Annotated in this window: 6 protein-coding genes and 1 tRNA gene; 3 read left to right on the top strand and 4 right to left on the bottom strand. The window is 60.4% G+C overall.

Annotated elements, in window-relative coordinates; genetic code table 11:
* The first annotated feature begins 440 nt into the window (after positions 1-440).
* Positions 441-1,931 carry a S41 family peptidase gene (locus IE071_RS05420; protein WP_189440087.1) on the top strand — a complete coding sequence of 497 codons (1,491 nt, stop codon included), beginning with the start codon at positions 441-443 and terminating at the stop codon, positions 1,929-1,931.
* 129 nt (positions 1,932-2,060) lie between these two features.
* Here IE071_RS05420 and IE071_RS05415 read toward each other — a convergent pair whose 3' ends face one another.
* Positions 2,061-2,693: a c-type cytochrome gene (locus IE071_RS05415; protein WP_189440086.1), complete on the bottom strand. Its 633-nt coding sequence runs from the start codon at positions 2,691-2,693 to the stop codon at positions 2,061-2,063.
* A gap of 43 nt (positions 2,694-2,736) precedes the next feature.
* Positions 2,737-4,122, bottom strand: coding sequence for a hypothetical protein (locus IE071_RS05410; RefSeq protein ID WP_229792761.1), 1,386 nt, complete (start codon positions 4,120-4,122; stop codon positions 2,737-2,739).
* 523 nt (positions 4,123-4,645) lie between these two features.
* Between IE071_RS05410 and IE071_RS05405 the strand changes: the two genes are divergently transcribed.
* The gene (locus tag IE071_RS05405; protein WP_189440085.1) at positions 4,646-5,404 is read left to right on the top strand and encodes a cyclic nucleotide-binding domain-containing protein; all 759 of its coding nucleotides are present in this window, start codon (positions 4,646-4,648) and stop codon (positions 5,402-5,404) included.
* A 199-nt stretch (positions 5,405-5,603) separates the two neighbouring features.
* Positions 5,604-6,182 (top strand): GNAT family N-acetyltransferase, encoded by a 579-nt coding sequence (locus IE071_RS05400; protein WP_189440084.1) that lies wholly within the window; start codon positions 5,604-5,606, stop codon positions 6,180-6,182.
* A 237-nt stretch (positions 6,183-6,419) separates the two neighbouring features.
* Here IE071_RS05400 and IE071_RS05395 read toward each other — a convergent pair whose 3' ends face one another.
* On the bottom strand, positions 6,420-12,062 hold the full coding sequence (locus tag IE071_RS05395; protein ID WP_229792760.1) for a DUF3320 domain-containing protein: 5,643 nt from the start codon (positions 12,060-12,062) through the stop codon (positions 6,420-6,422).
* 326 nt (positions 12,063-12,388) lie between these two features.
* A tRNA-Ser gene (locus tag IE071_RS05390) sits at positions 12,389-12,478 on the bottom strand.
* Positions 12,479-12,500: the final 22 nt, after the last annotated feature.

Raw genomic sequence — 12,500 nt, 5'->3', positions numbered from 1 at the left:
AGTGCATCTCACTGTCCGGGATGAGCTGATGACCTTCCGTTGGCAGGGGGTGACTTGGGCGTGCCCAACGCGAAGTAACCGCGCACTGGCCAATCACTCTCTCAAGATAACGCAGCGCGTGAAGACAAGTACCTTCTGATCGAGTAGATCGTGCAAATGGATACCCGGCGATTAACCGACGCGGTACTGACCGCCATCCACGACGTTCGAGATGAGTGTGGGTGGTGGCGGCTTGCGGCTTTGAGTGACGCAAATGGCCTGCTACCGCGTCGCTGCATTTTCGTTCGGGGTAACTCAAAGAATGATGTCGGACCGACCGCGGCTTTCGGCATGACTTGCGACACTCCATCGCATCGAGGACACCCGGCATGATTCTGCCTTCATGCTTCCTCGCACGATCAGAGGCATCGCGCTCGACACCACGCAGCCAGGGGAACGTCATGCAGGGGAAGATTCGAACCATCGCAGCGCTATGCGCACTGACCATGCTGGGTAGTGCATATGCAGCCAAGGTCGATGACGGCAGCCAACTGCGTGCGCAGGTGACTCACAGCTATCCCTCGCTGCGCTACGTGGAACGCTACCGCCACGACTTTCCGGACGAGGTCCAGGGCCACGCTTTCTGGTCGGCTGATCACATCGCACCTGCCCTTCCCGACGCCGATGCACTCACCCGCGCACTTGCAGCGCTGCAGGACCAGCACGTCGCGCTGGTCGGCGCCAAGGCGGGAAAAACCGAAACCCTGGGCGTGCTGTTTCGCACCGCCAGCGACGGCAGCGTGATCGTCTGGCGCGTGTTCGATGCCACCGCTGGAAACGCGCACGTCGCCGAGGGCGATCAGGTGCTGGCTATCGACGGCCAGGACGTCCATGCGTGGATGCAACACGCGGCGACGCTGACCTTCGGCGGTCAACGCCGCGGCCGTTATGCGGAAGCAGCCACGGAGCTTGGGCTCGCCACGCCGGTAGTGCATCGCGTTGCCGGACTCGGCGGCGCAGTTGCCTTGCACTTGCAGGACGCCAAGAGCCAGACGAAAACCGTTACGTTGCACTACAAGCCAGTGGATGCAGAACTGGCCAAATCGATGACCGCCGCGATCAACCGAGCCGACCTACCGCAACGCTTCACGGCTGCAGGCCTGCGCATCGGCACACTGCGCATGGGTGCGTTCGCGCCGCAGTACGACGACGCCTTCGTGACCGCTGCCGATGCGGCCAGCAAACAACCCGGTGCCAGCGACGACACCGCCATGCTTGCCGGCTACTGCGCGGTGGTGCGCAACGTCATCCGCGAAGCCGACAGCGCGGCCCGCGATGCAGACGTACTGGTGCTGGACCTGCGCGGCAATCTCGGCGGCTTCGACCGCGAAGCGTGGTTGCTGGCCGATGCGCTCGGCACCAAACCGTCGCTCGCCACCCTCGACCTGTTCGCCGGCAAGCATGCCGGCACCGTGCAACTCGCCAAGGAACACACCGACCCGAGCTGCGGCCACGTCACCACCCATGCGCCACTGGTCGTGCTGACCGACGCCGGCACGCGCTCGGCAGGCGAATTCATGGCGAGCTGGTTGTGGGCCTCGGGCGCCACTGTGGTCGGCGAGCGCACCGTTGGTGCAGGCGGCGGCTTCGAGTTCAACGGCGAACCGGGTACACCGCTGTCTGGCTCTGGTTATGCCGTGCGGCTCAGCGGCAATTTTTCGGTGTTCGATCCTGCGGGCACTCTTGGCGAAGGCGCGCATGATGAGGGCGCGTTGGTCGACATGTTGGCGCGAGATCACTTTGCGCCTAGTCGGACGCGGCCGTTTGCTATTCAGTCGGTGGGGCTGCGGCCGGATTTTGCGCTCACCACTACGCTCGCTGATCTACGCGATGGCGGTCAGAGCAGTCTTGTGAAAGTGCTTGTGCAACTGAAGGCGAAGCGCCAGCTCTGAAGAAGGGTGTCGGGTAAGTGACTCTGACCCGGATAGTTCTGATTCCTTTGATGTGTGTGGACTCGTCGTCGCGCCAACCCGCACAGCACGGGTTGGCTGTGGCCAACCGATCACTGCCGGCTGCCGTCGTCACAGCGACTGCAGGTAGGCCGCCACATCATTCATCTCCTCCGGCGTGAGGTTCTTGATGATGCCGTGCATGACTGGAGAATTGCGCAGGTTGCGCTGGATCACCGTCAGCTGACGCACGATGTAGGCCGCGTGCTGATCGGCCAGCCGCGGAAAGATGCCGTTGCCCTCGGCATGCGCACCATGGCAGGTGGCACATGCCACGACCTGCCTGGGAATGCCCTGCTCGAAGATTTTCTTGCCGGCCGCCACCGCCGCCGGATCGCCCGAAATGCCCTTCGGAGGGGGCTGGCTGGCAAAGTAGCGCGCCAGCGATTCGGCGGTGGCGTCATCGATCAGCGTGGTCATGCCGAGCATGTAATCGTGCGCTTCCTGCTCGTTGCGCTCGCCGCTTTTGAACGCCTTGATCTGGGCCAGCACGTACGCCTGCTGCTGTCCGGCCAGCCGCGGAAAGGTGGGCGACTGGCTGTTGCCGCCGGGGCCGTGACAACTGGAACAGACCTGGCTGGCCAGTTTGATCGCCGCATCATCGCTGGCGGATACCGGGGTGACGCCGCTGGCCGCGAACGCCGTGGCGCCCAGTGCGGTGAACAGGCAGGCGAGTGTGGCAAGGCCAACTCCGATGCGCTTCATGCGGCGTTCTCCCGAGGACGTTGATGCTGTGGTGACGGACATCTCAGTACACCAGCCAGATGTTGGCAAACAGCGTGTTGTTGTCGCTCGCCGGGCGCCCTGACCCATCGTAGTTGCGTCGCGATCCGTTGAACTTGCTGTAGCCGTAGTACTGCAGCATCAGGCGCAGGTTCTGCTGCGGCAGATAATCCAGTTCAAGGATGTAGCCCTCGGTGTCCGGACGACCGTTGACACTGCCACCTACGGATCCGGGGGCGTAGAGGCCCGCGTCGGCAGTGCCGTGGGTCCTGACCAGCGCCAGCGTGGTGCCGTACTTGCGGTCGAAATAGTAGGTGCCCTTCAGCTTGTCGGTGATCAGCGTGTCGTGCGCGTTGACTGGCGTGGGACCCACGCCGATCGGCACTCCGGCCAGGGTGGCCGGATAACTGGCACGGTAGTCCTGGTTCTCGTGGATGTGGGTGTACTGGAAGGTGTAGGTGTGGTCCTGGCTGATGTGCTGAAACTGCGCATCGACCGCAATGTCGGTGAAGCGATCGGTGTCGGTAAATGGCAGCGTGTTGTCCGGATACACCCGGAAGTGGCCGCCGTAGGTGCCCAGCATCAGCGAGTTGGCGCCCCACTCGCGGTTCCAGGCCAGCCGCCAGTAGGGATCGACCCCGCTGAGCCGATGGACACCGCCGGGCGTCTGGGTGTCGGTGCCGGCGCGCAGCGGCGCAAAGAAACCGTCGGCTGTCTGGTAACCGGACAGCTCGAAGTAGACGGTGCGGTTCCAGTACATGTAGCCGCCCACGCCAGCCACCTGTTGGCCGAGCTGGCCGTCGAGCATGGTGGCTGCCGCGGCGCCAATGCCATTCGGTGGCGTGGTGAACGGGAAGCCGAACGCCGGCGTGCTGTTCCACACGTCCTGCACAGTCGGGTTGTTATTGACGGTGAGTCCGTACAGCCAGCGCATGTCGGTGTTGTCGGTGTTTTCCGAGCGGCCCACCACGCGCAGATCGGTGTTGTCGATGCCGCTGTGACCGACATCGCCGTTGCCGGCCAGGTTGTTGTAGGTCCATTGAATCCAGCCGCCGATGTTGTCGTTGATCTTGCCGCCGGCAAACACGCTGGCGGCGGAGAGTACTGGCTTGTCAGTCTTGGGCACGATCTTCTGGCCCTGGTCGTCGCGGTTGTTGCGCACGTGGGTAACCCCGAACTGCGCCATCAGAGCCAAGGGCAGCGCCTGCCGTGTGCCAATGGTGTAACCGCTCAACTTGAACATGCGCCCGTAAGGCGTCAGTTCGGGAAAGCTCACGTGGCAAGCCACACAGGCCTGGCCGGTCTGCCGGGCGAACGCCGGAATGGCCCGTGCAGGGTTGATCAGACCGAACCAGCCAAACACGCCGATGCAGACCAGCAACCAACCGATGCCGATGGATTTGATGCTCATGCTTTTGTCCCCTTGAGTAACGACAACGGTCCGGGCCGTCTTGTGTCACCCGCAGCCAGCGGCTTCCCTTTCACAGGTTTGAACCGCGCGGTCACCGTTGCCACCCCGTGCTGCGGCAGCGCAGCCGCATCGGGCGCTCGCACAGCTGCAGCGCTATCCGCGCGGACGACCACTCCCTGCATGGCTCTCATCTGCCACTCCCCACTTGATGCCGGTGTGACTAGCTTCGCGCCAACCGTCCTGCGACAACTTGACCACGATCAATCCGGCCGCAGATATCGCAGCACCGAAGTCGGCAACGCGCGTACCAATGCTTGCTGACCATAACCATTCGAGTTGCAGCCAGAGCTTGGTGTTGTCGCGACCAAAACCGTCAGCGCGACAATCAGCCACCCTGATCAGGCCATTGAGGCCGCCGCCAACGGGAAACTCAGCAATTCACTGGCTTTGCAGCAGCCGCGTGCTAGGTTCTGAAGACAGGAAATCCCATGGCTGGTGGTTTCCGCCCGTGCGAGAGGTGTTCATGGAACCCACCGCCACTGTGCTCGATCTCAATCAGTTGCGTCGCAGCTGCAGCTCCTGCGCGCTGCAGGAGCTGTGCTTGCCAGCCGGCATCGGCGCGGACGACCTGAACCGGCTGGATGCCACGGTGAAGGACAAGCGCATGCTGGATCGCGGCGCGGTGCTGTACCGCGACGGCGACAAGTTCAATGCGCTCTACGTGGTGCGCTCCGGTTCGCTGAAGACCTTCGTGCAAAACGAATCGGGCAACATGCAGATACTCGCGTTCCACCTACCCGGCGAGATCATCGGCTTCGACGCGCTGGCATCGAACCAGCACGTCAGCCACGCCGAGGCACTGGAACGCTCCAGCATCTGTGAATTGCCCTACACCCAGCTGCAGCAGGTCACCAGCGAGGTGCCTGCGCTGCATCGACAACTGATGCGGGTGATCAGTCGCGAAGTGGTGGAGGAACATCGGCACCTGATGATGATGGGAAGGCAGCAGGCGCAGGAACAGCTGGCCACCTTCCTGCGTAGCCTGTCCGACCGTTACCAGCGCCTGCAGCGCGACGGCACGGCGCTCAACCTGTCGATGTCACGCTATGACATCGCCAACTATCTCGGTCTGGTGGTCGAGACGGTGAGCCGGCTGTTTTCGCGCATGGAGGAAATGGGCGTGCTCGAAGTCAACCGGAAATCCGTGCGCATCCTGCGTCCCGACCTGCTGGCCGGCCTCTGCCGCACCGACGTCGCATCGAAGCAGAAAGGCGTCGGCTGAGCTCCTTCGCGCCGCACGCCGCCATCCGCCCATTTCACCCGCGCATAGCGTCGCACTGCAGCGTGACACGGCGACCAATTGACGGAGGTCAACTGGCACCGCCCGGTAGCGGCGTACAAATGAATCGTGCAGGAAGCCAAGTTGCCGTGCCCGCCTGCCGGGCTGCGGAGCCGCACGATCACGCATCGAGAACACCACCATGTCCAGCACCCTTCATCTTCAAGCCAGCGTCGACGACGCCTCCGCCCTCCATTTCGAGTCACTGGGCGGTACGCACTGGATCGAATCGCTCAATGACGGTACGCGCGTACTGATTCGCCCGTTGCGGGAAGAGGATCGCGAGCGCGAGGAAGACTTCATCCACCGACTGTCACCGGATTCGCGCCGGTTCCGCTTTTTGGGTGGGTTCAAGGAGGCCAGCCCGGAACTGATCAACCAGTTGATGGATGTCGACTACGATCAGCGAATGGCCTTTGTCGCGCTGGCCCACGACAACGGCAAGCTGCGCGAAGTCGGGGTGAGCCGCTACAGCGCTACCGACGAACAAGGCCATTGCGAATGCGCGGTGACCGTGGCCGACGACTGGCGCCAGCGCGGCCTCGGCGTGCTGCTGATGCGCCACCTGATCGATCTCGCCCGCAGGAACGGCTTCAAGCAGATGCTCTCACTCGACGCCGCCGACAACGAGGGGATGCGCGACCTCGCCAGCTATCTGGGTTTTCGTCGCCGGCTCGACCCGGGCGATTCGACCCAAGTCATCCACGCACTGGATCTCTGATCGCTGCAGTTCTCGCCCATGCACACAAAAAATGGTGTCAGGGACAATTTGAAGAACGTGGTGCTCGTACGATCTGTCGCACCACGCCGAAACAGCCGGCTCCGGCTTCGACCCACGAGCGGAACCGATCCGTCCGCAGCACCTTTCAGGAAATTGTCCCTGACACCTCTTTTGGTCCCTGACACCTGTCCCTGACACCTTTTCTGCTAGCCAGTTCGTAAGTGCTGACGCGCATTCTTAATCAGCCACGTTGGTCAACATCCCTCCAACTTCAACCAATCGCCGAGCCGTGAGCACCGAAGCCACCACCTCATCAATGACAGCGCGCACCTGGGCACTGGTGTTTTGAATACCCATCCCTCGCGCGACCGCTTGGATAACTTGTTCACGCGTGGCCCCGAAGTTCTTACGCACCACAGTCAATATCGCCACCTCAATCTCGCTGGGCGGCAACATCTCAGCTTTCCGCAGAGCGATCGCGACCACTTCTGAGCGATCCCGCGGCACTGGCACGACGTCAGGTAACGACAAGAACTCTCCGCGACGAATGATCCGACCAAGTCGCACAGCGATGTCCACGGATTTGTTGACAGCTTCTTCTATCCGTGCACCAGTCCGTTTGAGGCCCCATGCATCGCGGACGCGAGTGGTCACTTGGTCAGCATGAACTGGGCCTTCCGTCGTGACAGCTTGAACAACCAGATCAGTCAAGATGCCTGGCGGCGTGAGATGGAGATCTTCTGACCGATGCGCAGGCTTTTTGAGGGCCACTTCTTCATAGGGAACAAACTCCGTGTCGGCGTCACCACCGACCTGGGTGTCTTCGCGTTCTACATAAGGCGCCTCAACGTCCAACTGATCGGTCAAACGAACTTCTTCCTGGTGCTCATCAAATTCTGCTTTGATCGCCTCGATGCGTTGAACCACCAACTCCAATTGCTCAGCGGGACGCTGGAACCAGTCGGTGCTCCAGATCCGATGAATCGTCCACCCGTGCTCTTCCAATACAGCTTGACGTAGGCGGTCACGATCCCGAGCAGACCGCGCGCTGTGATAAGGCGCCCCGTCACACTCAATTCCGAGCAGGTAGCGGCCAGGTCGGTCGTTGTCGATGATCGCCAAATCGATGAAAAAGCCTGCGATACCGACTTGAGGCTGAACTTCATAGCCTCGCGTCCGCAAGGCATGAGCAACCTGCTCCTCAAACACGCTGTCGAAATCTCGACCCGTATGTTCAGCGGTGAAAAGCTTGCCCGTGCGGGCATATTGGAGGAACAAACGAAAGGCAAACACACCCTTCTTGCCGGCGGCGAAGCTGGGCTCAATGTCCTCGTCGGTCATTGATGCGAACACATCGCACCGACGCTTCGCCCGACTGATCAGCACGTTCAAACGACGCTCACCACCCTCGGTCCCCAGAGGACCAAAACGCATTGGCACCCGCCCTCCTGGCACGGAACGACCATAGCCCACCGAAATGAAGATGACATCGCGCTCGTCACCCTGGACGTTTTCCAGATTTTTCACGAAGAAAGGTTCAGACCGGTGCGCCTTGAAGAACTCCTCGACTTCTGCCGGCAAGCCACGACGGAGTACTTCCAACTCGTCGATGATGGCTCGACGTTGTGCAGCGGAGAACGCAGCAACGCCCAGCGAGAGCTTCGGATGGCTTTGGGCATGGGCAATGATCGCCTGCGCAACCACTTTGGCTTCGACCAAATTGTTTCGCTTGTTGCCCGTGTCAAATAGCCCTTCGGGGACATAGTGAAACCGCAGTCCATTTCCGCTATGGGCGGTGTAGGGGCTGGGGACGATGAAGAGCTTGTTTTCGTAGAATTGTTGATTGCTCACCGCGATCAAGGACTGATGCCGGCTGCGGTAGTGCCAGCGAAGCATGCGCATCGGCAGACCGCGCGCAGTGAACAGGCCGAGGATGCTTTCAATGTCGGCCACCGTGGCGGCATTGTCTTCATCGTCATCCTCGTCGATGGCCGCGGTCATCTTCGCGAAAAACGCGGTGGGTGGCAGCTGTTTGGGATCACCCACAACCACCACCTGTTCAGCACGCGCAACTGCACCCAGTGCATCGACTGGCTGGATCTGGCTGGCCTCATCCATCACCAGTAGATCGAATGTCATTGCCCCGGGTGTTAGAAACTGAGCGACGGAAAGCGGGCTCATCATGAACACGGGTTTCAACGCCCTTACCGCAGGCCCAGCGCGCTCGATCAGCTTTCGGACGGGCATATGCCCCCGCCGCTTCTGGATTTCCCCTCGCAATACCCCCAAGGGTCCCAACGCACCACCATCCCTCGGTGGAACCGCTCGGTAATGCGCGCGCACCACTTCCACTTGCGCGGCATTGATTCGCTCCCGGTCCAGTTTGGCAAATTCGCGCACCAAACGACCATGTGTCACACCGTCAAAGCGGCCGAGGTCCGGGCGGGCACGCACCATGCGGGAATAGGTCGCCTCGAAATACGCCATTTCAAAGGCTGGAACGACCGCCTTTGATGCCAACCTGCCATCGCCCAAACGGGCAACCACATCACCACATCCGAACTTCGTGGTTTGTGCAGCCCGGTCTCGATATGCCACCCACCGAAACAACTGCTCATGCTCGGCAATCCAGCGGTTTAATCGCCACGTCACTGTGGCGATGACCGCCTCCTCCACATTGGACGCTCCCACGGAGGCGACGAGATCCAGTTGAAGATCAGCGGCAATCGCGTTGAAGCTGGTCAGCGCATGGGCTTTTGCTGCCACCAGCAGCTTCGCACGCGGGAGCAAACTGGCACGCTCCCTCACCCGCCCGGCGAGCGCTCGAATGTCTGCATTGGCAACCATCCACGCGGAAGCCCCAACCAAATAGGCCCAATCCGAGGTCTCGTCGTGCCAAGCGTCACCAAACGCATCTAGGCCGAAGGCGGCTTGGGTTCGCACGGCTTCTCGAGCCAATTGTCCCGCTGCCAGGCGATCCAGCAGGGCGCCAATATCGCCAGCGGCATCGGGAAGTGCCGCCGCAACAGCACCAGCAGTGGAACGTGCATGCGTATACCGGACAGCCATTTGCAGGAGAGTCGGGAGATCAGCCTTCTCCACCACGGGCACTTCGCCCACGGCCGCTGCCCGCACTTGGGCCAGATCGGTCCAGACGTCATGGAGCGCCGGAGTGATGGCAGTCCGAAGTTCGTTGAGGTGCTTGGAACGAAATGCGATGTCAGTTTTCTCAGGACTACGCGATGCGATGATTCTTGGCTCCGCGCCCAAACCTTTGAGAGAGCGCATCCACTCAACGAGTGCCAGCATGGGCGCTGATCGTGAACGCTCACCCCGCCAATCGTCGCCAAACGCGCTCCGACCAAAAGTTTCTTCCTTCTGAATGCTTCGCTTGGCGGCTTGCCCACGAGCCAACGTGTCCAAAAGCGCCAAGGTGACCGGCAATGGCAGGTTTGGAGTGGTGACGACGGATTGAACCAAACGATTCGCCCGGCGCCATTCACCGCTCAAGAGCCGAAAGAAACTGGTTCCACGAGCAGCCAACGTCGCACGAGCAGGTGCCAGATCCAGATCCCACGCCATCTCGGAAAGCTGGGTGCCGAGCGTGGTGTGCGTGGTTTCCAGTGTGGCGACCGCGGCAGCAAGATCGCCTGCGCGCTCCACGCCACCATCCCAGAGATCGGAAGCAAAAGTTTCGGGACTTGCCGGCGGTGCCGCTGCCACTCGCTCGCCAATGCGCCCGAGCAATTCCATATCCGCCAGCGTCGCACCTGTTTCCCGTCCTAAAGCGTGTGCAAGGGCATCGCTCTCGGTCAATAGACGCGGCAACGTTTCGACGGCGTGTTTCAGGCGCTCGAACTGAGCAGACGCAAATGTTGCTGGAAGTTCCGACAGCGCCTGATGGGCTCCAGTTAGATCAGCATCCCACGCCGCATCCTTCAGCTTTCCATTGAGCGCATGACGCGCCTGTTCATAACGCTGCCCTTCGCGCAGGAGCGCCTGGATTGTTTCCTCTTGCGTCCATGCTCCATGTCCCATGGCCTCTGCTGAAAGTGCCGGGGCTCTGGCGATTCGCTGACAGAGTTCAACGATGGAGGCGAGATCGGTGAAGCGATGGGGTGACTCAAGTTCGACCAACGCCGCCACTTGTTCGAAATGCGTCGATGCATTGGCCAAATGTGTGGCCAAGGATTGAACTTTATCAATCAGCCTGTCCATATCTGCAGGGGTGATGGCTTCGAGCCCAACCCCAACCCAAGCGTGATCGGCGGGCTTGCCGATGTCTTCGACGCGAGTGGCCAAATCGACCAACAACCCCCGACGCATGGCAAACCCATCCAGACCCCACTGTTCAGGCGAACCCAAAGCAAGGTCGTTGGCTTTCTCACCCTCCGCCCGCAAGCGCGTCAGCTGTCCCATCACTTGATGAGCTGAGAGACCCGATGCATCCTCCACCTGGTGCAGGCGGGTGGCGTGTGCATTGAGTGCATCACGTGCTTCGGTCAGTCGGGCAAATAGCGTGCCCGGATCTTCGCCACGCGGCGCGCCTAGCTCCCAAGTTCGCCGTAACTCTTCTAGCACCGCACGTTTGTTTGTCTTGTTGCTGTGGAGTTCCAAGCAAGCATCGCCAACGCCTTTTTCATCGAGCCGCCGCTTCACCACTTCCAACGCGGCCATTTTCTCGGCCACAAACAAAACGCTCTTTCCATCCTTAATGGCCGAGGCAATGATGTTGGCGATGGTCTGGCTCTTGCCTGTGCCCGGCGGACCTTGAATGACCAAGTCGCGGCCTCTACGCACTTCGTAGATCGCGAGTGCTTGCGAACTGTCACAGTCGAGGATGTGGAGCATGTCCGAGGGCGGAATCAGCGGATCAATATTGGCGTCTTCATCCGCCATGCCGCTGCCACCACTGAACCCGTCGGACAACAAGCCGCGGATCAGAGGCCGATCGCTGATCTTCGCCCCTTGCGGCCAGACTGCTGCGTCCAGATCGCGATACATCAAAAACTTGGCGAAAGAGAAGAATCCAACCGACATGTCATCGACCAGCACATCCCAATCGGGTTTGGTCTTAATGCATGTCCTGACCTCTTCCAGATAAGGCAGCGGGTCAAAGTTGTCACTGGCTTCGAAGGCCGGCATGCGTATGGCATGGACGCGATCAAGATAGGCTTCCAGAGACAGGTTTGATGCGAAATCTTCGGGCCGCGCGCGAAGATTAAATCGTTCGCCTGCGTTGCCTCGATCCAGTGTCACGGGCACCAGCAAAAGTGGGGCATATCGAACATTGGCTGCATTGTTCGGATCAACCCACTTCATCGCTCCCAGCGTAAGGAACAGGACATTGACACCTTGCTCTTCTTCCAGTGTTTTTGAATCCAGGTAGAGCTCCAACAGACGCTTTTGGAGCCCTTTCCCTGTCAAGCGGGTTTGGAGCTTCGTATCCGTGTGGCGTCGTAGGATGCCTCGCTCGTCAGTGGTTTCGTCGTCGGGCTGCGCCAGCTCCAAGATTTCATCAGCCTCCTTTGCCGCCTCGCCTTCAACAGGCACCAGAGCATCGGTTTCTGCTGCCCTTCCTGCGACGAAAGTGAACGCTTTCCCCTCCCGCGCTAACAGGCGGAAGACCTCACTGGTCTTCTCGTCGACGATTTCAATGGAACGGCCCTTGCTCGCGCCCCTCGGCATATTCAGAAGCCGATTTCGAGCGGATAGATCCAGAAGCTCGCGGCGGGCGCGTTCTAATTTTTCCCCCAATGGCAAGTTGCTCTGGAAGATGGCGCCCTCTTGAGCCCCCGTCGATTCGCTCTCTTCAAATTCCATCTTGGCCCCTTCCTGCAAAACGCTATTCAAAGCACTTTTCGTGCCGTAAACGGCCATCCCCATATGCAATTAGCCACTTTCGGCTCAAGGCGACAGAACTAAGGCTAAGAACGGCACAGTCCTCCGATCATGGCGCACTCGGAGCCGCATCTCCACTGCGCTTGCAAGGTCTCAGTGCTGCTGGCGGCGCGACAGCCAAGGGCACTTCTTCACTTGGAATGCCACCCAAGGATCTAGCGCGAAAATCTTCCCCTCATAGGAGGTTAGTCTGAAACTACCCGTCTGCCATAAATGGACAAGCAGACCCACATGAATGCCGGCATCCACGCGCCAATTTCTCCGAGCACAAAAAAAGCCCTGAAAAATCAGGGCCCTTTGCTATATGGCGGAGAGGGTGGGATTCGAACCCACGGTAGTGTTACCACTACGGCAGTTTTCAAGACTGCTGCCTTAAACCGCTCGGCCACCTCTCCAAATTTGTTGCTGATCAGCTTG

Origin of the sequence: Rhodanobacter panaciterrae, from assembly GCF_014651895.1 — a bacterium.
GTDB lineage: Bacteria > Pseudomonadota > Gammaproteobacteria > Xanthomonadales > Rhodanobacteraceae > Rhodanobacter > Rhodanobacter panaciterrae.
This window is presented reverse-complemented; position numbering and strand designations above follow the sequence as displayed.

Bases quoted from the DNA above. Each gene is read 5' to 3' on its own strand.
- IE071_RS05420 (WP_189440087.1), top strand. From the start codon at position 441: ATGCAGGGGAAGATTCGAACCATCGCAGCGCTATGCGCACTGACCATG.
- IE071_RS05415 (WP_189440086.1), bottom strand. From the start codon at position 2,693: ATGAAGCGCATCGGAGTTGGCCTTGCCACACTCGCCTGCCTGTTCACC.
- IE071_RS05410 (WP_229792761.1), bottom strand. From the start codon at position 4,122: ATGAGCATCAAATCCATCGGCATCGGTTGGTTGCTGGTCTGCATCGGC.
- IE071_RS05405 (WP_189440085.1), top strand. From the start codon at position 4,646: ATGGAACCCACCGCCACTGTGCTCGATCTCAATCAGTTGCGTCGCAGC.
- IE071_RS05400 (WP_189440084.1), top strand. From the start codon at position 5,604: ATGTCCAGCACCCTTCATCTTCAAGCCAGCGTCGACGACGCCTCCGCC.
- IE071_RS05395 (WP_229792760.1), bottom strand. From the start codon at position 12,062: ATGGCCGTTTACGGCACGAAAAGTGCTTTGAATAGCGTTTTGCAGGAA.